Origin of the sequence: Jeotgalibacillus soli (assembly GCF_000829435.1) — a bacterium.
Lineage (GTDB): Bacteria > Bacillota > Bacilli > Bacillales > Jeotgalibacillaceae > Jeotgalibacillus > Jeotgalibacillus soli.
This window is the reverse complement of sequence record NZ_JXRP01000008.1, coordinates 36,715-58,265: the sequence shown is the minus strand read 5'-3', so window position 1 is coordinate 58,265 and position 21,551 is coordinate 36,715. Positions and strand designations below refer to the sequence as shown.

Genomic DNA, 21,551 nt, shown 5'->3' with positions numbered 1-21,551 from the left:
CGGGTCAACCAGTTGTGCGTTTAATTAAATTTTCCCACAATTCACGCATATCGCTCCAATCGTCCCCTTGACTGTCTTGGCGATATAAGATTCTTTCATATTGACTCGTTAGTTTGCTCATTTCAGTTGATCCAAAAAAGTTGTCAATTTCTTTTGCATAGGATCGTAATGTTTGCGTATCTTTCCGCTTCAGTCCATATCGATCAAGCTGCTTAAGTAATGAAAGATAGGCTTTAGGGTAGATTCCCTGTTTATTCCTTTTACTATAGTACAAAATAAGTACATATGGCATCCATTTGAGTCTCATTCTGTACAAAGCAATCCCTGCTGCCGCAAAGAGCAGCCCTGAAATGATAAATGCAGATCGCTGCTCATCAAAGAACTGTTTTAGTTGCATCCAAAAACTATTAGATGACGCTGCACCAGCATCTTCGCTATCTGTTGGTTCTTCCTCCTCTGGTATTGGAGAAGGCTGTTCCACTTCCTGCTGTTCTTGCTCAGGTGTGTCCGCTGCCTCACTCTCTGTTTCAAGCTCTAAGTCATAATCTAAAGAAACATTGTTAGAAAAACCAATCGTAGGTTCAAACGGCACCCATCCAAGTTCTGGAAAGAATACTTCTACCCAAGAATGGGCATTATTATTGGTTACGGTATACTCGGTTTGTCCGTTTCCAACCGAACGAACCGCCTCTCCTTCCGTATATCCTTTAACCCAGCGCGCCGGAATATCGACAGAACGCAGAAGCACAACCATTGATGTCGAGAAATTATCACAATACCCTCGTTGTGTCTCAAACAAAAATTGATCAACATAATCTTGATTTCCCTGAGGGACGGCTACATCCGTTTGATCATACGTAAACTCACCATTTGCGAAGTAGCTCTCTACGGCATTCGCTTTATCATACCAGTTATCCTGATCCGCTGTAATTTGTGCCGCAAGCTCTCTCACTCGATCTGGAAGATTATCTGGCAGCTGAAGATATTGGTCAAGTTCAGGTGTGCCTTCAAATTGTCCCTGTCCTACTGTCTCTCTTAACGCTGTCAGACTGTAACGAGGTTCCCTAAACGCCCATTCATACTGAGAAAGCCGTGTTGGTTCTGACTCCTCATAGGAAGTCATTTTTTCATTGACCTCATCAATAATAAATAGGTCCGCGCCATCACTTTCAACACTCATTGGGTTGTAAGGGTAAACAAGATGCGTATATTCGAGGCTTATATCAAGCGTTGCAGTCTTCGTTTCAGATTCTTCATTGATGACGGATAAATTTAACGGAACAGGGTCACCTGAAACAAATGCCGGTCCTGCGCCTGACACATCTTCTGAATTTTCCCATCCTTTACCCGTATATAAATCCTTTGTTTCGATACGCCAATATTGATCTCCATCTGTAATAACATCAAACACCTTTGTATCATCGCCAATAAAAGATCCTCCGAGTGCAGAATCATCCATCCCGTAACCAATTTGCCTTGGACCAGTCCCTGAATCACCAGCAAAGGATTGAATAAACGGGACAGGATCTGGCCAGAGCGGTTCTGCCTTTGGTGCTGCATATGCAGCGACAGAACTGAAGGCCACCATTATCACCAGCGGGACAAGCCATTTACGATATTGTCTGCCTGACTGCTGAAGCTTTTCCTTGTCTACGATCCGCTGTAAAGCTAGTAAACCCATTAATAAAAAACCTATAATGATAATGCGAATGATGGCACTATCGCCACTGTAGGGACTGAATGTATCTAATAACGCTACATAAATAATCGTAAATACATAAAACAAAAATAGCTGTTTTCTAACAGCGATCCAATAATGAACTAAATAGGTTGTAAGCCATAGCAAAATAAAGAACAAGAAGCTCCGATACACGTTCGATATATTGTTCCAGTTTTGCTCAATTGTTAAAACCACACTATCCCACAATGACAGAATCAGCGAACTAATCCACGGCTCACCGCCGAATAGCGGTCCTGGAAAATGTAAACTGCGCAAGACAAATACAACAAATAGTACTTTTACAATGTTAGATATTCGCCAATCCACTTGAAAAAAATAAAGCAGAAACGAGAGTCCAATAAAAATAACAAAATAGTGAAGATAACCTGTATCTGAAATGGCATTCAACGGACGAATCCATTCCCATAATAAGAAAAAGCTTAAACAATAAAGAATAAACATACTTAGTTTTTCCCAGCCTATTCGTTGGATCATGCTTGCTTCACCTCCGAAAACACATCAGCAAAGTGGCCCGTGTAGCATTCCTTAACCCAAATTCCTTTCGATAAGGCAAGTGCTTTGATCTGCTGCTCTTCTGCAGAAACTCGACTCTGTTTACTTTTCACGATAAATATAGCCACTGTACTGTTGTTCTTTGTAAAGTCATGAAGCTGGTGAACCATTTCGCGCGACAGCCTGGAGGTCACGAGCATCATGGCCGCTGACTGCTGTACATAGCCCGTCTCGGTTTTTAATACTTGCTCAAGAAGCAGGGTACTATCTGGCTGTACTTTAGCAAGCTGATAAAAAATTTGCCTTTCATGGCTGTCTCCGCTTCGAATTGGCAAATAATTTCTCGTTTGACCTGAAGATATAAATCCAATTTGAGCTCCCTTTTTTAAAATGGCTTTCGCCAGGGAAGCTGTAAATGTTACCATTTCTTCAAAAGAAGAGGATGGAGTACGGTCTAAAATCACACATACATCATGGGATTTTCGTTCCTCGAACTCTTTTGTCATTAAATCATTTGTGCGTGCAAATGATTTCCAATGAATCCAAGATACACGGTCTCCTGGCTGATATTCTCTTAGTCCTGTAGCCATTGTTGTATCACGCTGAATTTTCAATTCCGTAGAAGCTACACCTTGGTCAAACCGAACATTGATTGGATGATAAGGCATGATGGTGTAGGATGGGTAGACAAGAATAGAACTCTCTTCCTCCAAGCTTCTCGTTTTTTGAAAGAGACCGAGAAAGTCTCCAGTTTTTAACTCAATACCTGAAAATTTATGCTCACCGCGTGGCAAATCGTTAATTTGATAATCTAGTTCAATTGTTTTTCGAAAGCCTGGGTAAATAAGCTTTTTCACTTGAGATGATTGGCTGTTATTAAAAATGCTAGATGTTACTTGATCCTCCACGATTAAATAGAATAACGGCATTAAGATTCTTCTTTTTAGTCGGATTGCAATAGTTACGCTCGATCCAGCTTTCAATTCCTGTGATTTTATCGAGCGCTCCACCGTAAAATCCTTAAGCGGATAGATCATAATCAAAACGGAATATAAACCGAAAGGGAAAAAGCTGTAAAACAAAAACCAGCTCACAAACCCTCCTTGAAACATCGCATAAGCAAACGTCCCCGCCAGCAGCAGCATCAACAAAAGGACCTTACTGATTTCCTGGAACCAGGACCATATCTTTTTCATCACTCATTCACAAGCCTTTGAACAGGGACGTGCGTACGTGCAAGAATCCTTTCCATTACATCCTCTGCTGAAATTCCTTCATATTTTGCTTCCGACTTCAAAATGATTCGGTGAGAAAAGATATACGGAGCTAAAAACTGCACATCATCTGGCAGCACATAGTCGCGGCCATGCAGCATTGCATAGGCTTGAGAAGCTTTCATAAGGGCAATCGACCCACGAGGACTTGCTCCCAAATAAACATTCGGATGGTTTCTCGTTTTGTTTGCAAGGTCAACGATATAGCTTTTAATCGTATCGTCTACTACGACCTCCTTCACTTCACGCTGAAGATCCCTTAGCTCCTCAAGCGTAAGAACGGGAGATAATTGATCAATTGGAGAGGCGATCTGAAGACGATTCAGCACTTCAATCTCTTCCCTTGCATTCGGATAGCCCATTCTCATTTTTAATAGAAAACGATCGAGCTGAGCCTCAGGAAGTGGATATGTCCCCTCATATTCGATGGGATTTTGCGTCGCCATAACGAAAAATGGCTTATCCAGTGTTCTTGTTACACCATCGACCGTAATACTCCCTTCCTCCATACCTTCCAATAGGGCAGACTGTGTTTTTGGGGAGGTTCGGTTAATTTCATCTGCAAGAATAATATTTCCCATAATCGGTCCAGGGCGAAATTGAAATTCCAGTTCTTTTGGATTAAAAATGGAAACACCAATGACATCTGAAGGTAATAAATCTGGGGTGAATTGAATCCGCTTAAAATTGGCACCTACTGACTTTGCCAACGCTCGAACCATCATTGTTTTCCCAACACCAGGCACGTCCTCTAGCAAAACATGACCCTGTGCTAATAACGCCACAACACTTAACTCTGCTACATTTCGTTTTCCGATCATGACATGTTCAATATTCAGTAGTATATTTTCTAGTTTCGGATGATACATTCGTTTCCCTCCTGACCAGTTCCTTGTAAAAAACATGGTTATTATTTCATAATCTATTGAATTCAGTATTTAACGAAAATAATTTATAATATACGCTATTTTTAGAATATAAGAAATACATTCACGATACAACTTTCAGATCTATCATTATCCGCCTACACAGGAAAAACCCGATTGAATAAAAGGCATTCTGCTTCCTTCTATCCAATCAGGTTCTTATTGCGTTCATGGGAAAGAAATGAACAGCAAAAAGGGGGTACCTTTATCATTGCCTGTTCTATTCCTTTCTAATCAGCCGCCCCTTACTTCCAGAAGGCATCAAAAACCGTTATTGGAAGTTTTCGTTTATGCTGAGAACGCAAGTAATATCCTTCAATCTTCTCTTGTGCAGCTGCAGGTGTTTCTTTATTTTCCAAATAATCATCGATGTTGTCGTAGGTCACCCCAAGTGCGACTTCATCTTCAAGGGAAGGACGGTCGTCCTCTAGATCTGCTGTCGGCTTTTTTGTATAGAGGTGCTCTGGACAGCCAAGCTCCTTTAACAGCTGTTTACCTTGACGTTTGTTTAAACGGAATAACGGAACTAAATCCGCTCCACCATCACCATACTTTGTATAAAATCCAGTGATCGCTTCAGCCGCATGATCTGTTCCAAGTACGACCGCATTTTTCATTGAAGCGATTGAGTACTGAACCTTCATTCGTTCACGCGCTTTTTCATTCCCTTTAACAAAATCCGAAAGCTCGATTCCCGCTTCCAGTAAAGATGCTACACTTTGATCAACAGCTGGTTTAATATTCACAACAATCACTTCATCAGGCTCAATAAATCTAATCGCATCCTGACAATCCTGTTCATCACTTTGTGTACCGTACGGAAGTCTTACAGCCGTATAGGTATAGCGCTTTTCTCCTGATTCTTCGTTCAGTTCATTTACAGCAAGCTGCGCCAGCTTTCCACAAAGTGTGGAGTCCTGCCCTCCAGAAAGACCCAAAACCAACCCTTTTAAGAATGAATGCTTCTGTAAGTATTCTTTTAAAAAATCAATACTTCTACGAATCTCTTCTTTTGGATCAATAGACGGCTTTACTTTCAATTCTTCAATGATTTGCTGCTGAAGGGTTCCCATTTAATTCTCACCTTTCTGCATTGGATTATTCATGGAGTGATTCTTGTACACCATTTCACATATTATGGTACCACAAATCATCTATAATTGTTAATATCGTGCAGTAGCATTGCGAATGGATTGCTTCACTTCTTGTATATTGCGCATCTTATTGTCCCAGCATTTCTGACTAAGATCTACTGGATACTCTTCCGGATTCATCGAACGCTTATATTCATCCCATAACAGATCCAGATTTTCTTGAAGATAGTCTTTAATTTCTTCAAGCGGCGGTGTTGTGTAGCAAAGCTCACCATTTTCAAAGATGACATGATGAAGATCTCTTGCTTCGAAATTGGTGACAAATTTCGTGACGAAGGTATGCACAGGATGGAACATTTTTAAGTGATCCTCCTTTTGCGGATTTTCGTCATCCAATGTAATATAGTCACCCTCGGATTTCTGATTAAGTTTATTAATAATTCGGTAGACGCGTTTAATACCTGGTGTCGTTACCTTTTCAGCATTACTCGAAATTTTAATGGTATCCACCATATCACCTTGTTTATTTTCAATTGACACAAGCTTATAAACGGCACCAAGCGCAGGCTGGTCATAGGCGGTAATCAGCTTTGTACCAATCCCCCACATATCTACGGCAGCTCCCTGTGCTTTTAAGTTTAAAATGGTGTACTCATCAAGATCATTCGATGCAATAATTTTCGCGTCAGTCAACCCCGCTTCATCAAGCAGACGACGGGTTTCTTTTGACAAGTACGCAATATCTCCGCTATCTAAGCGTACACCAATAAAATTAATGTCATCCCCTAATTCCTTTGCAACTTGAATGGCTGTTGGTACTCCTGATCTTAGCGTGTCGTAAGTATCCACTAGAAAGACGCAGTTCTGATGGCGTCGGGCGTATTTCTTAAAGGCTGTATACTCATCTTTGTAGGCTTGAATCATGGCATGGGAATGCGTACCTGAAACAGGAAGGTTAAACATTTTCCCTGCTCTTACGTTGCTTGTTGAGTCAAATCCGCCAATATAGGCCGCTCTTGTCCCCCAGACGGCTGCATCCAGCTCATGAGCCCGTCTTGTACCAAACTCCATCAGCATTTCATTCCCCACCACTTGTTTAATACGAGAGGCCTTTGTTGCAATCAACGTCTGATAATTAATGATATTCAGCAGCGCTGTCTCAACAAGCTGAGCCTCAACTAAAGGAGCCTCGATTCGCATGATTGGCTCATTCCCAAATACCAGCTCCCCTTCTCTCATGGAACGTACTGTTCCTGTAAAGCGAAGGTCCCGCAAAAAGGCAATAAAATCTTGCTTATAGCCTACTCCATGCTCCAAATACTCAAGATCTGTGTCAGAAAAACGAAACTCCTGTAAATATTGAATGGCACGTTCTAAACCTGCAAATACTGCATAGCCATTTCCAAATGGAAGCGATCGGAAGAAAAGCTCGAACACAGCATTTTTTTTATGCATGCCATCTTCCCAGTACGTTTCAGCCATATTGATTTGATAAAGATCTGTATGTAGCATCAAGCTATCATCAGGATATCCATAATTCATACCATTTAGCTCCTTATTCAGGCGTTACCTTACTTCTGCTCCAAGGGATGCAGTAAAATGTCCTAACGCCCAGTCATGTCCTGCTTGGTTAAAACTTGCCACCGCATCCTTGTGGATGACAATTTTAAATCCTTTATTGTAAGCGTCCACCGCCGTGTGAAGCACACATATATCCGTGCATACGCCAATTAAGTGAACCTCGTCAATATTGCGCTCACGCAATAATTGCTCCAAATTCGTTCCAGCAAAAGCACTGTAACGGGTTTTATCTATATAGACCACATTTTCATCTTCTTGAATCATATCATAAAGAGATTGCAGCGAACCATACAGATGTCTTCCCGCTGTTCCCCTTATATTATGAGGAGGAAAGAGAGCTGTCTCCGGGTGGTAAGGGTCATTCTCCTCGTGCAAATCAATGGCGAACACCACTAGATCACCATTTTCATGAAAGGTTTTTGTTAGTGACGTCACGCTTTCTTCTATGAACTGACCTGGTTCGCCACTGGTTAAAGCCCCATCTGCTGCGACAAAATCGATTGTATAATCGATATTCAATAGTGCTCGTTTAGACATGTATTATACCCCCATTTTCTACTAATCATTGATCATAGATTAACCATACTTAATTACACCATTCATTTCAACATTTTTAACATGTGTAAAGACATATGAATAAAATAAACGCTTTTATTTTTTCACTAGCAATCATAATCCAAATTCAATAAATGTTAAATTAAGGACAAACAAAAACAGTTCCGGTAAAAACCGCATCCATCTCTTCCTCAAATCCCCTTGTAAAAAATTGAAGTTTCTCCCCTTTCAACCATTCGACAAAAATATCGGAAACCCTTTCATTTTGATGTGAAAAATGAATTTCTAAACATACGAGAAGCAACTAATGATGGAAAAAGAGTTCCACTAAAAAACACCATTACCCTTGTCTTTTATAATTTGAAGAGGACATTCAAAAAACATTGGATGTAATTCTTTTCACTCCTCTTTAAACTATTTTGCTGAGGGATGGAAAACTAGAAGACGGGAAATAAAAAGACCCGGCATTTTTCAGCTTGTTCTGATTTAATAGATCGACTCTGTTAAAATTGCCTGTTGATTAGAGAGTGAGGTGCTCTCTTTCCCCGCAGGAGTCTCACGCCTTACGCTCTAATCAATATCGTGCCAAATTCAACCATTATAGTGAACATAGTCAAAAGATAAAGTAAATTTCCACTGATAACGAACCGTATAACGTTTGCTTTCAACGACTTTTTTATTATCAATAATAGATGCTTTGTAAGTAAGATCAAAGGTGCTTTGATATCTGAACCTATAATCAATAAAAAGGATCCTATAGTGAACCTTATCCATACAATCCAAAAACTCCCAAGTCCAAATGAATGGTCCGGGAGTTTTTATCGTTTACAGCTCTATCCTCTCATAGTAAGTAGCTTATCTATTTTCTAGCTCATCAGCACTTTTTCTACTAGCTTGGTCGGATCTTGAAGATAGTCAATGACGGTGTACAGGAATTTTGCTGCCGGTACACCATCAATGGCTCTGTGATCAAACGTTAAGCTTAATGGAAGTTTTTTTCGTTCAGTCACCTCCCCCCCTTTAAGGACAAGGTCTGTTTCAATCTTTCCGATCCCAAGAATCGCAGCCTCCGGCCGGTTAATGATTGGCGTAAAGAACTGGATGCCGAACCTCCCAAGATTCGTAACTGTAAAAGATGCACCTGACTGTTCATCAGGTGAGAGCTTTTGATTTTTCGCTTTTTCAATCAATAACCGTCCTTTTTCCTTTAACTGAATAATCGTTAACTCATCTGCATTTTTTATCACAGGGACATAAAGCCCGTTCTCTGTATCTACTGCAACGCCTAAGTGTACCTCTTTATATTCGTGAATTTCTTCGTCATGAACATGAGCATTAATATTTGGATGCTCCTGCAGTGCCTTGGTGACAGCAAATAATAGGAGGTCATTCCACGTAAAATCCTCGTATATACGCTTTCGTTCCTCGTCGAGTAATGTCACATCTGCCCAAGCAGTTTCCGTTAACTGAGCAGATGACTGTAAACTCGCCAGCATACGCTTCGCAACAGTCTTTCTATAGCCTGTAAAAGATACCGTTTGATACGGATCATCCCTTTCCTGAGCGGCAGCCTTTTGAATTTCCTCTTCTGTTGGCTGACCGCCCCGCCCTGTCCCTTTAATCGATTTCAGGCTGACACCAAGTTCTTTTGCTAAACGGCGAATGCGTGGAGATACTCTGACAAAATCGGTTTCTTCCGTTAAAGATTCTTGCATACTTTCTTCAGATTTTGACTCGTTTTCATTTTTGGATGCTTCTTCCTTCATGTCAATCGTAGCCAGAACATCTCCTACTGTAGCTACCTCACCCCTTGGCATCAGAATTTCTGCCAAGATCCCGCTTGTTTCAGACTTTACTTCAAAAACAGCCTTTTCTGTTTGTACTTCAACCAGTACGTCCCCTTTTTGGACAGCATCACCCTCGCCTTTATGCCAAAAAACAATAACACTTTCAGATTCGTTCTCGGATGTTTGCGGCAGCTTTACTTCATACATAGACCTCTAGCCCCCTGCTCACCATTCGTTAATTAGCTTCATCGCTTCATCATAAATTTTATTTGCATTTGGAAGAACAAATTGCTCTAAAGGACGGCTATAAGGAAGAGGAACATCCGGGACAGCAATTCTTTTTACTGGTGCTTCAAGCTCATATAAAGCTTCTTCCGCAATAATTGCCGAAACCTCTGCTGAAATGCCGCAGGATAAATAGTCCTCATCTACTACAATTAAACGATGTGTTCTCTTAACAGATTTGATAATCGTTTCTTTGTCGATTGGAGCTATAGAACGTAAATCAATCACCTCTGCTTCAATACCTTCTTCTGCTAGCTTTTCTGCTGCCTCGAGTGCATAATGCATCGTCATTTGCAAGCCAACAATCGTCACATCCTTCCCTTCACGAACAACGTTTGCCTTATCCAGCGGTACCGTATAGTCTTCTTTAGGCACGTGGGAAATGGATGCATCCAGCTGATCCATCCATCCAAGCCCCTGCAATGTTTTATGGAACATGAAGACAACCGGGTTATCGTCTCTGATCGCGGAAATCATCATTCCTTTTAAATCATATGGAGTGGACGGAGCCACTACCTTCATTCCAGGAAGGTGAGCAAATGTTGCATATAAAGTTTGAGAATGCTGAGCGGCATCATTATATCCACCGCCAACGGCCGTCATTAGAACCATTGGGAGCTTTACATTTCCCCCTGACATATAGGGAATCTTGGCCATATGGTTATAGATTTGGTCCATACAGACGCCAAAGAAATCGACAAACATAAGCTCCGTAATGGGACGCATCCCTTCTGCTGCTGCCCCAATGGCTGCTCCAATAAATGCTGTTTCAGAAATCGGGGTATCCATGACACGATCTGCACCAAATTGATCAAATAGCCCTTGTGTTGATCCAAAGATCCCCCCATACTTTCCTACATCCTCACCTAAAACAAATACAGTTGGGTCGCGCTCCATTTCTAATGCTATCGCTTCAGCCATCGCTTTATTCCCTGTTAACATTCGCTTTTCGATCGTTTCCATCTGCAATCCCCTTTCTTTTTATGTTTTGGCAAGTTAAACTTGCCAGTTGATTCCGCTACAGGCGTTCGCTTTCCGCGGGCGGTCCGACACTCCACGGCGCATGACGCGCCTGGTGGGTCTTCTATTGACTCGCTTTTCTAAGCAGGAGTCTCACGTATCCGTTTCAATCAACAATTATCTATGACATAGTCTGGGTTTTTATGATGAAAAAACGTCCTTTAAAGCATCTTCAGGGGCAGGATATTCACTTTCTCTAGCAAAATGATAAGCATCATCCACGTCTTTTTTTGCTCGTACTTCTATTTGGGCTGTTTCTTCTTCTGTTGCGATTCCTTCTGAAAGCATTAAATCTCTTATTTTAGTAATAGGATCTATTTTGCGAAGATTTGGCACCTCTTCTTTATCCCGATACATTTCTGGATCTCCCTGGAAATGTCCTAAATAGCGATGCGTTTCAATTTCAATAATGGTTGGTCCTTCCCCATTCCTCGCACGTCTTACCGCCTCTTCGGATGCAAGGTACATTTCAATTGGATCATTATTGCGGACATAAGCACCTTCAATTCCGTAAGCAGCTGCCCTCAAATCATTTGAGGCAACGGCAGTAGAACCGCTCTTTGGAACGGAGATTCCGTATGCGTTATCTTCAACAACAACAATTAATGGAAGCTTCCATAACGCAGCAAGATTCAATGATTCATGAAATCCTCCGGCATTGGCTGCACCCTCTCCGACAAACGCAACAGCAACCCAGTCTTTCCCTTTTTTCTTGGCTGCCAAAGCTGCCCCAACCGCATGCGGAATCCCTGCTGCAATAATGCCGCCACAGGAAAATTTAACTTCGGGATCAAAGAGATGCATGTGGCCTCCCTTGCCTTTGCCAAGACCTGTGACTTTTCCGAAAATCTCAGCTGTCATTCTGTTTAAATCCACACCCTTTGCAATGGCATGATGGTGAGGACGATGTGGAGAAGTAACGGTATCATCTTTCGTAAGATGAGCACAAATGCCAACAGCGGCAGGCTCTTGTCCTGTACTTAAATGCATTTCTCCTGGAACAGGTCCTGCACCAATATTAAAAACAGGCTTTTTACCTTCATTGTAGGCCTCTACCATTACATCTTCGTAATAGCGGCTTTTTACCATTGTTTCGTACATCCATTTAAGCTTTTCGACTGGGATATTGATTCTTTCTCTTGTCATCGACACGCTAAATTCCCCCTTCTGAATTCATTTCAATACGCAAACACTCAATTGATTTGAAAGCGTTTACATTTTATTCAAGAAAATAAGCTTAGGAATGAATTGGTGTCATCTAAGAAACAGTGGCTGAGGATTGATTCATATTAGTAGAGTAAAAGAGGGACGAATGATTTTTAAGCATACATATTTAATAGTCTTGAACTCATCAGGTCGTATGAAGATAAATTTTAGCAACCAAATAACCTATCCCTATCTTATAGTAGAATTTTTTCTGTTTCAATACTTAATTTTTAATATTTAGAATTATCAATCATTTAGGTAGGAAGGATCAGATTTTTATTCAATTCTTACGCTAGATCGTACGTTTTAATGGTGTAACGTCAAGGTATATGAAAAATTTATGAACTTGGTTCCGTTATATTGACAGCAAGGAGGATAAGAAGATGTTGATCACCTCTTGCCTGCTTCGCGTGACTGAGACCGCTGTAAACTTTGACAATCAACTTTTCCCTGCAAAAAATGGGCGGAATTCAGAAAAAATGAAACATACATTAAAGGCTAAACGTCAAAATTGAAAAAAAGGAAAAACACTGTCATAAAAATTTCCCGTTCGAAATTGGTATAATATAGAAATTTTGAAATAATTCTTAAAAAAATAAGATAGATAACATGGCAACTTTTAAAAAAAGGCTAAGAACTTGCAACAATGGACACTAGTAATATAAAAGCAGCGATTGTCCTTCCGGCCCAATCTGAGAGCAAGAACGTAAACCTGACAACGGATTTCTATCACTTCTCTCGGCACCAACAAGACGAGCATTGGAACACAATGGAATAACTTCTTTGAAACAGCTCTCAGATTATAGTGAAAAAGAGATTTTGCAACTTCACAGTATGGGACCAGCATCTTTACCTAAACTTAGGACTGCTTTGCAGGAAAACGGTTTATCATTCAAAAGCTAAACATCAAGAATGATTATATCTATTAATGCAAGGACGAAAATTAAAATGACCCGCCTTTTCAGAATGGTGGGTCATTTTTGACCTAATATCAACCATAAGAGTTAACACAGTGATGCTAAAAAGAAGCAGCCTTATGGCTGCTCCCTCTCTTGGTTATTTACAAATACTTCTGTGACCAGTTCAGATACATATGTGCTGCCTCCAATATCCTCCACACCTTCGATCATCATGGCCATGATAAATGCAGGATTGTCTTGATTATAAGCAACAAAAAATCCATTTTCCTTTCCTTGGTCCTCACCTGCTCCTTTTAATTCAGCTGTTCCTGTTTTACCTGCTATCGCAATTGACTCAATATTGGCAGGATGAGCAAATCCAACTGTCACAACCTCTCTCAGATCGTTTCGAAGGATAGCAGCATGTTCAGCTGACAGCAGCCCTTCCTTCCACACTTCTCCTGTTGCTTCATCGGCAAAAAGTGTTGGTTTAATCATCGTGCCATCGTTTAAGACTATCTCGTACATGGTCGCAAGATGGAGAATGTTGGTCAGCATTTCTCCCTGCCCATAGGACGTGTCCACAAGCTGTCCTTCTGATGAAATCGAACCGTCATTCGAGATCTGGGACATTGTAAGCGGATAGGAATAAGGCATTTCTTCTTCATACCCTGTCTCCTTCAGTCCATTTATCAAGGTAACTGATCCCATTTCGAGAGCCGTTTGTGCAAAATATATATTGTCGGAAAACACAAGTCCTTTATTCAAATTAATTGGGTTCGCTGCCTCATGCACTCGTGTTACCTGAAAATCCCCCCAAGAATCATCCTTTTGCCATGTCAGACCATTAATTGTATAGCCTTCATTTGGATCAAGTGTACCTGCCTTCAGCCCGATAGCTGCCGTTAATGTTTTTTGCGTCGAGCCTGGTGCATAAGCTGCCGCAAAGCGGTTTAATGTAGGTGCGTTAGGGTTATTTGATAGCTCTTCCCGACGTTCTGCGCTAATGCCCAATGTCCATTCATTCGGGTCAAATCCAGGAGAACTCGTTAGGACAAGTGTTTCTCCTGTTTTGGGATCAACGGCAGCACTGGTACCCGGCTGTCCTTTCATCGCGTTATACGCCATTTGTTGAAGATCGGCATCGATGGTGAGTGTAATCGTTTCTCCATTTACCGGAGCTGTTTCAGCAACCGTAATAGTTTCCGCCCCTTCTCCCGCCTTTTCGATAAAGATTCTTGCACCGCTGCTTCCCCTAAGCCTTTCTTCAAGCAGCTGTTCAAGCCCCCGTTTCCCAATATAGTCAGAGGCTGTGTACCCGTGACCCTCATGCTCTTCCAGCTCCTCAGCATTGATTGGTCCAATATATCCTGTTAAGTGAGATAGCGCTTCTCCATATGGGTATTCTCGCATTTCCGCTTGCTGGAACTGCACACCTGGAAGCTCTGTTACACGATTTACCAGTTCATTTTGACTGCTTGCTAATTGCTTAAGCGGTACAAAAAGATCCGGCTGCACCCAAGCTTGATTCAACTGGCTGTCAATATATTCAACTGTAAGAGTGAGCTGCTCAGCCAATGCTGCTTTGGCTTCATTCGTCAGTTCACCTGGAATAGCGCCAACCTCAAAACCGGTGCCATTGATTGCCAGTCCCTTTTCGTTTCGATCAAGAACCTCACCTCGTACTGAAGGCGTTGTCGTCACCCGAATAGCATCCTCTTTCGCTAGATCTGGAAAAATAAAAGAAGGAGCCCAATCCACAAACCAGTTTTCTTGCTCCCCTCGTTCTTCATAGACAAGCGATACTTCTTTATCAAATTCGACAGGACCAGCTAATGTCTCCATCTTCACATGAATTGGGAACATGGCAGGTTCCTCCTGACTCCATTCAGTTTCATCGCCTTCTGGTGAATCAAACGTTACTTCTACATTTTGAATTTCTAAATCTGTATATAGTTTTTCAACTCTATCTACATAGTCTTCAACACCAAATATTTCCTTCGTTTCTGAAGATACAAAGTCTTCATACATCACTGAAAAATCCTTCTCATTCCATAATGCTATATAATCTGCTAACCTGTCGTCCGGCATCACTTTTTCCTGACAGCCTGTCACGGTAAGGGCTGCTGCAATTATAAATATCCCAGTAAGCCATTTCTTCAAAGCAAGTCCCCCTTTATTTCTCTCTATGATCATATGTTACCATATTAAGTAATAAGTGTCTTACTTGTAACAGTTTACTAGGATCATCATATTCAATTAAGGTTTATAGAGAAATAACTTTTTTCGTTGACAGGATCATTTTCCATTACATCCTCTTCAACTTGGAAATTAATTTTAATTCTCCCTAAATGCCCCATTAATGTATAATGTGTATTGGAGTGATTCATGTATGGGGAGGTTTAAAAATGTCTGATAAGAAAATCGACCACATTGGCATCATGGTCAAGGATATTGAAAACTCAATTGTGTTTTACAGGGAAGTAATAGGTTTAGAGCTGAAGGACAGAGTACAGCACACAAATGGAATCATTCAGCTTGCCTTTTTAGGATTTAATCAAGCCGACGAAACAGAAATTGAGTTAATCCAAGGATATAATGACCACCTTCCTTCAGAAGGAAAGGTTCATCACGTTGCAATTACTGTAGATCGCATTGAAGAAGAATTCGACCGTATACATAAGCTCGAGCATGTTAAAATGATTGATTCCGAAATTACTACCTTACCAAATGGATATCGTTATTTCTTTATTTACGGTCCTGATAAAGAATGGATCGAGTTTTTTCAGAGAGTATAGAAACTTTATGTATCAGCATGACACCGTTCGATCAATCGGGCGGTGTTCTGTTTGAGCGAACAATGATGTTTCGGGATGATATGTGTGGTATCGCTGAATTAAAAGATTCAACCTCTTGAAACAAAATAATTGAAATCCCATCAATATTCCTCCACCTCCGTTCAAAATAAACGATTCTAATATTCATATATTTCATAAATAGATTATTTTATCGAAAAATGTTGAAAGAATATTCAGAAGATATATTGTATTTATCGTAGGAATGTTCTATGATTTTCATAAAAAAGATTTCATATATTCACAGAATAGTGATGGCTTTCCATATATAGAGCGATTCTACTATTTTTCAATGAGTATTGATATGAAATCGATTCCATACATAGGGATGGGGGGATTCTATAGGAGGGAAGGCATATGTATACGATTAAAGACGTTTATTTAAAGGCAGGATTATCTCAGGCTACCGTTTCGTGAGTAAATGGGCATCCATACGTAAGTGAAGAAAAAAAAAAGCGGTCTTACGAGCGATGAAAGAATTAGGCTATGTTCCCAATTCATCCGCTCAGCGTTTGAGAAATCAAAAAACAAAAACATCGCGGTCTTTGTTCCAATAAATATAAATCCTTTTTCAGCCAGCTTGATGATGCGATGGAGCAGCGTGCTGCACACTTTGGATTCCAGCTAATTTTTATGTAATACAAAGATTGATAAAGGTCATCGAAAAATCGCCTACTGTCAGGGGAACGATAGCAGCGTTTCAACGAAGCTTAAAAAAGATTTTAGAAAACGCTTCCATTTTGTTCGATTAAAGCAAATCCCGATTGGATGTTTCGGGATATTTACATTATTCAGGATGGACGTGACACCTTTAAGAAAATGATCAATATGCTGTCTCCCTCACTGCCATCTTCACCGGAAGTGATGAAGTTGCTGCAGATGTTATTAAGGAAGCACAGGCACATTCATGGTCGGTTCCTAATGATTTTGCTGTTATAGGCTTTGATAATCAGCCAATTGCTGAGCTGTTGGATCCTCAAATTACTACCATTAACCAATCAACAACAAGCATAGGCTTTCAAGCAATGGATATTATGCTCTCTCTCATTGAAAAAAAAAGTAAACGAGCCGAGAGATATTATATTGCCATTGGAGTTAATAGAAAGACAATCTACTTAAATTAAAGGGGGAAATACTGTGGAACTTTGGAATAAAAAATTTGTCGGCTCTGTTGCTCTATCCCTAACATTACTGCTCGCTGCCTGCAGCAGTGATAACGGAGGCTCAACGACTGAACCTGAAGATGACGACGGCGGTGACACGGCAACAGAAGAACAAGTAGAAATTACGTATGCAAGCGGTGTAGATGTTACCGGAGCCACAGACATTCTCATTGAAGAATTTGAAAAGCAGAACCCGAATATTAAGGTAAATAGACGTGAAATGCCAGCAGACACCGGGGCATCTCATGACCAGTACGTAACCATCTTCAGCAGCCAAAGCAGCGAAATCGATGTTTTTGATGCCGACGTCATTTGGCCGGCTGAATTCGCACAAGGTCAATATGCGCTCGAACTTGATCGCTTTATTGAAGAAGACGGAATTAACATGGACGACTACTTCCCTGGCACTGTTCAGTCAGGTAACTTCAACGGACGGCAGTACGCAATGCCTATGTATACAGATGCTGGTCTTCTCTTTTACCGTACGGACATTGTAGAGACACCCCCGAAAACTTGGGATGAGCTTTTTGAAATGGCAGGCTCTCTACAGGGTGAAGGCGGAACTGAATTTGGTTACTTAATGCAAGCGAATCAATATGAAGGAATGGTCTGTAACGCGGTTGAGTTCATTGCTGCTTATGGTGGCGGCGTTGTTAATGAAAATAACGAAGTCATTGTAAACAATCCAAAAACCATTGCAGGAATTCAAAAAATGATCGATTTTGTTAACTCTGATTTTGTACCAAGAAATATTTTAAGCTTCCAGGAAACTGAAACCAATAATGCATGGGTAGGCGGACAAGCAGTATTTGCACGTAATTGGCCATACATGCAGTCAACTTCTAATGATGAAGCAGCATCTGAAGTGGCAGGCAATGTCGGATTCTCCTTGCTTCCTTCTGGCGATGCAGGGAACGCTGCAACACTCGGCGGATGGATGCTTATGATCAATCGTTACAGTGAACAACAGGAAGCGGCCTGGGAATTCGTGAAATTCATGTCTGGACCTGAAGGACAAAAAATCACTGCTGTTGAAGGCGGACGCGCACCAACACTTGAGGCTTTATATGAAGATCCAGAAGTACAGGAAGCGGCTGCTCTATTCGCTAATGAAGAATTTGTAGCAACACTTCAAAATGCAGTACCGCGTCCAGTATCACCGATCTATCCACAAATTTCGAACATTATGCAAGTGGAGCTTTCAAAAGCGTTAGCTGGAGAACTTACAGCTGAAGAAGCGGCAGCCAATATGCAGCGCGATATTGAATCGGCAATGAACGAATAAGAACAAATAAGGGAGGTGGAGTTTTCACCTCCCTTTTTATTAGACACTGTTAAACGTACCTGTGGAGTCTCCCTATGACTCGCTTTTCTAAGCAGGAGTCGCACTCCGATCCAATCAACCTAGTGCCAAAATCAACAATGACCTTTAAGATAGCCATTTATTAAGCAGAAGGTAGGTGATTTGTGTGAATAAACGATCATTGAACGAAAAACAACTCGGCTATGTCATGGTAGCCCCTGCTCTTCTTTTAGTTATCGTCGTCATTCTATGGCCGGTAGCTCAGTCCTTTTATAACAGCCTTTTTGATTACAGATTAAATGACCCCTCCCGTTCTGAGCGATTCTTGCAGTCTAATATCGATCTTGAGCGATACGCAAATGACTTCTTCTATTTATCTCGTGATCTAGACGGTTTATCAGAACAAGCACCTGATCCAGATGCATCAGAGAAAGTTAGCGAAATCGGGTCAGAATTGATGGGTTTCCATGAAGAGCTTTTGGCAATGGACGGTGTTGGCGAACAATATGAAATAGTAGAAGAAAGAATTGCTTCTTTCCAAGCCATCGCTGATCGTGATTTGAAATATTCACAGGTAGATAATGATTTTGCTGAATCCTACAAAGATTTTTTAACGGCAGCAGAAGCCGACTTGACTGCTCTAGTTGAAGCGTCAGACGACGAAGAATTTTCCACAGCTGCTTCTAATGTGGCCGGTTCGATTAATTCCACAAATGCAGCAGTCATTGAATCCAATTTTATCGGTTTATCCAATTATGGACGCTATCTTCAAAATCCACGCATGTGGCAGTCTCTCATGAACACAACTGTTTTTACTGTTATATCAGTCGGAGCTGAACTAGTTCTTGGATTATTAATTGCCCTGCTAATTAATCGAGTTTTTATTGGAAGAGGGATTGTCCGGGCTTCCGTTCTTATTCCATGGGCGATTCCAACAGCTGTTGCCGCCATGATGTGGGGATTTTTATACGATGGCCAGACAGGAATTGTCGCACACTATTTTGAACAATTCGGCTTAATTAACGATGCATCCGTTCTTCTTTCTACTGCCTCTGGAGGAATGTTTTCTATCATTTTTGCAGACGTTTGGAAAACAACACCCTATATGGCTCTTTTACTGCTCGCTGGTCTTCAGACGATCCCAAACACACTTTACGAAGCAGCTGATGTAGACGGCGCAAGCAAGTGGCAGCAATTTTGGAAAATTACCCTGCCACTATTGAAATCAGCAATTCTAGTTGCATTGCTTTTCCGTACACTGGATGCTTTCCGCGTGTTTGATCTAATTTTCGTATTAACAGGCGGCGGACCCGCAAATTCAACCGAGTCTATTTCAATTTATGCGTATATTACCCTATTCTCTCAGCAAAACTTTGGAGCAGGCTCTGTCTTATCAGTCATCGTCTTCCTATGTGTAGCCATAATTAGTATCATTTTCATCAAATTCGTAGGCTCAGATTTGTTTGCCGGACGATCTGGTCGATAAAGGAGGAAACAGAATGAATAAACGTGCAGGCATTGGTTTTTATATTTTTCTTGTCGTGTTTGTGTTCTTCGTGATGTTCCCTTTCATCTGGGTCTTCCTCACATCGATCAAACCGCCTGGTGAAATTTTTTCTAACTTCAGATGGTTCACCTCGAACCCGTCCTTGCAGTCGTACGAGAACGCATTAACGAACCGCCCTTTGGCTCGTTATATCATGAACAGTTTTGTTGTCTCGAGTTTGACAACCATTATTGCCGTTGCCATTGCATCAGTAGCAGCTTATGCGCTTACTCGTCTTCCGATTAAATTTAAAGGTTTGATTTTCGGGGTTGTGCTTGCTTCATCTATGTTCCCTCAAATCGCAATCATTTCACCGATCTACAACTTTATTACGGATGCAGGTCTTCGCAATAGTTATTTGGGTCTTGTGATCCCTTATATTACATTCAGTCTGCCGATTGCTATTTGGATTCTTGCTACTTTCTTCCAGAAGATTCCGTGGGAGCTTGAAGAATCAGCAAAACTGGATGGCGCTACGCCGTTTCAGACATTTAGGAAAATTATTTTTCCATTAGCAGCGCCGGGCGTATTTACAACAGCTATTCTTGTCTTTATCGGCGCATGGAATGAATATTTATTTGCATTAACCATCAACACAGAGGACACGTGGCGTACTGTACCGGTCGGCATCTCCTTTTATCAAAGTCAATTCACCATTCCATGGGGAGATATTTCAGCAGCCACCGTTCTTGTCACAATACCAATTGTCATCCTGGTGTTAATTTTCCAGCGGCGCATTGTTTCTGGTCTTACATCTGGATCTGTAAAAGAATAATAAGGGGGATTTTCAATGAAAAAGCTAAAAATAGGTGTCATCGGTGCAGGCAGCATTGCCAAGCATCGACACTTGCCTGAGTATGCTGCAAATAAAGAGGTAGAAATCGCAGCTATTTGCGATATTAATGAAGAGAGAGCAAAAAGTATTGCCAAAAAATTTAATATAGAGAAAGTCTTAACTGACTATCGCGACCTGCTTCAGGAAGACCTTGATGCAGTAAGTGTTTGTACACCAAACTATCTGCATGCGCCGATCTCCATCGCAGCGCTTGAAGCCGGTATTCACGTTTTATGTGAAAAGCCGATAGCAACAAGTGCTGAAGAAGCGGATCAAATGATTGAAGCAGCGAACAAAAGCGGCAAAGTTTTAATGATCGGCCACAACCAGCGTTTTGTTGAAGCCCATGTAAAAGCTAAACAAATGGTTGCATCAGGCAAGCTCGGCAAGGTATTCAGCTTCAGAACTGCATTCGGCCACCCTGGTCCGGAAGCATGGAGTGCAGACGGTGCCGACAGCTGGTTTTTTAGAAAAGAAGAAGCATTTATTGGTGCTATGGGTGATCTAGGTGTTCATAAAACAGATTTAATCCGTTACATTTTGGGAGAAGAAATTATAGAAGTAGCTGCCATGATAGAAACTAGCTCAAAGCTTAAAGCGGATGTCGATGACAATGCTGTATGTCTATTAAAAACCGAAAACGGTATTATCGGTACGCTCGCTGCCAGTTGGTCTTATAATGGAAAAGAAGACAACTCAACTGTTATTTACACCGAAAAAGCTGTGCTCCGCCTAGAAGACGACGAAGAATTTTCCGTTATCACCCACTTTAAAAATGGCACAACAGAAAAGTTGAAGCTCGCCCAGATCCAATCCAATGAAGATGGCGGACAAAGCTCATCGGGAGTCATTGACCACTTTATTGAGTGCGTGCAAACAGGAAGACAACCGCTTATCTCCGGAGAAGAAGGAAAAAAATCATTACTTGTTATATTAGGTGCAATACAGTCTCATACGACGAAGAAAATTGTGAAGTTATAACTAGTAGA

General features: G+C 41.2%; 17 protein-coding genes and 1 pseudogene. 8 read left to right on the top strand and 10 right to left on the bottom strand.

Features of this window, described 5'->3' with window-relative positions:
* Positions 1–4: 4 nt before the first annotated feature.
* The 9 genes from KP78_RS03100 to KP78_RS03055 all read right to left on the bottom strand — a co-directional run bounded on the left by KP78_RS03100 (position 5) and on the right by KP78_RS03055 (position 11,901).
* Positions 5–2,215, bottom strand: coding sequence for a transglutaminase TgpA family protein (locus KP78_RS03100; RefSeq protein ID WP_041086238.1), 2,211 nt, complete (start codon positions 2,213–2,215; stop codon positions 5–7).
* Complete coding sequence (locus KP78_RS03095; protein ID WP_041086236.1) at positions 2,212–3,429, bottom strand: DUF58 domain-containing protein; 1,218 nt, start codon at positions 3,427–3,429, stop codon at positions 2,212–2,214. Before KP78_RS03095 ends, KP78_RS03100 begins: the two co-directional genes overlap by 4 nt.
* Complete coding sequence (locus KP78_RS03090) at positions 3,429–4,376, bottom strand: AAA family ATPase (RefSeq protein WP_041086235.1); 948 nt, start codon at positions 4,374–4,376, stop codon at positions 3,429–3,431. Before KP78_RS03090 ends, KP78_RS03095 begins: the two co-directional genes overlap by 1 nt.
* Positions 4,377–4,678: 302 nt before the next feature.
* A complete protein-coding gene (nadE, locus tag KP78_RS03085) occupies positions 4,679–5,506 on the bottom strand; it encodes an ammonia-dependent NAD(+) synthetase (protein ID WP_041086234.1) in 828 nt (275 codons plus the stop codon).
* Between the two features lie 90 nt (positions 5,507–5,596).
* On the bottom strand, positions 5,597–7,069 hold the full coding sequence (locus KP78_RS03080) for a nicotinate phosphoribosyltransferase (protein WP_041086232.1): 1,473 nt from the start codon (positions 7,067–7,069) through the stop codon (positions 5,597–5,599).
* Between the two features lie 24 nt (positions 7,070–7,093).
* A complete protein-coding gene (locus tag KP78_RS03075) occupies positions 7,094–7,645 on the bottom strand; it encodes a cysteine hydrolase family protein (RefSeq protein ID WP_041086230.1) in 552 nt (183 codons plus the stop codon).
* A gap of 884 nt (positions 7,646–8,529) precedes the next feature.
* Positions 8,530–9,657 (bottom strand): dihydrolipoamide acetyltransferase family protein, encoded by a 1,128-nt coding sequence (locus KP78_RS03065; RefSeq protein ID WP_052474512.1) that lies wholly within the window; start codon positions 9,655–9,657, stop codon positions 8,530–8,532.
* An 18-nt stretch (positions 9,658–9,675) separates the two neighbouring features.
* Positions 9,676–10,698 carry an alpha-ketoacid dehydrogenase subunit beta gene (locus KP78_RS03060; RefSeq protein ID WP_041086226.1) on the bottom strand — a complete coding sequence of 341 codons (1,023 nt, stop codon included), beginning with the start codon at positions 10,696–10,698 and terminating at the stop codon, positions 9,676–9,678.
* Between the two features lie 198 nt (positions 10,699–10,896).
* Entirely contained in the window at positions 10,897–11,901 is a 1,005-nt protein-coding gene (locus KP78_RS03055; protein ID WP_422723691.1) for a thiamine pyrophosphate-dependent dehydrogenase E1 component subunit alpha, read from the bottom strand.
* Positions 11,902–12,344: 443 nt separating this feature from the next.
* Between KP78_RS03055 and KP78_RS20915 the strand changes: the two genes are divergently transcribed.
* Both KP78_RS20915 and KP78_RS18945 read left to right on the top strand, forming a co-directional pair.
* Positions 12,345–12,476, top strand: a complete 132-nt coding sequence (locus tag KP78_RS20915; protein WP_268747501.1) for a hypothetical protein — start codon at positions 12,345–12,347, stop codon at positions 12,474–12,476.
* A gap of 94 nt (positions 12,477–12,570) precedes the next feature.
* Positions 12,571–12,864 (top strand): annotated as a pseudogene (locus KP78_RS18945) (RNA polymerase alpha subunit C-terminal domain-containing protein).
* A 131-nt stretch (positions 12,865–12,995) separates the two neighbouring features.
* Here the strand turns inward: KP78_RS18945 and KP78_RS03050 are convergent.
* Complete coding sequence (locus tag KP78_RS03050; protein WP_041086225.1) at positions 12,996–15,023, bottom strand: penicillin-binding transpeptidase domain-containing protein; 2,028 nt, start codon at positions 15,021–15,023, stop codon at positions 12,996–12,998.
* Between the two features lie 245 nt (positions 15,024–15,268).
* Here KP78_RS03050 and KP78_RS03045 point away from each other — a divergent pair, with 245 nt between their 5' ends.
* From KP78_RS03045 to KP78_RS03025, 6 genes are all read left to right on the top strand, one after another.
* A complete protein-coding gene (locus KP78_RS03045; protein WP_041086223.1) occupies positions 15,269–15,658 on the top strand; it encodes a VOC family protein in 390 nt (129 codons plus the stop codon).
* A 905-nt stretch (positions 15,659–16,563) separates the two neighbouring features.
* Positions 16,564–16,839 carry a substrate-binding domain-containing protein gene (locus tag KP78_RS21155; RefSeq protein ID WP_084219670.1) on the top strand — a complete coding sequence of 92 codons (276 nt, stop codon included), beginning with the start codon at positions 16,564–16,566 and terminating at the stop codon, positions 16,837–16,839.
* Positions 16,840–16,852: 13 nt separating this feature from the next.
* Entirely contained in the window at positions 16,853–18,163 is a 1,311-nt protein-coding gene (locus KP78_RS03040) for an ABC transporter substrate-binding protein (RefSeq protein WP_041086221.1), read from the top strand.
* A 226-nt stretch (positions 18,164–18,389) separates the two neighbouring features.
* Positions 18,390–19,667, top strand: coding sequence for a carbohydrate ABC transporter permease (locus KP78_RS03035; protein ID WP_052474514.1), 1,278 nt, complete (start codon positions 18,390–18,392; stop codon positions 19,665–19,667).
* A 13-nt stretch (positions 19,668–19,680) separates the two neighbouring features.
* The gene (locus tag KP78_RS03030; RefSeq protein ID WP_041086217.1) at positions 19,681–20,502 is read left to right on the top strand and encodes a carbohydrate ABC transporter permease; all 822 of its coding nucleotides are present in this window, start codon (positions 19,681–19,683) and stop codon (positions 20,500–20,502) included.
* Positions 20,503–20,517: 15 nt separating this feature from the next.
* On the top strand, positions 20,518–21,543 hold the full coding sequence (locus tag KP78_RS03025) for a Gfo/Idh/MocA family protein (RefSeq protein WP_041086215.1): 1,026 nt from the start codon (positions 20,518–20,520) through the stop codon (positions 21,541–21,543).
* Positions 21,544–21,551: the final 8 nt, after the last annotated feature.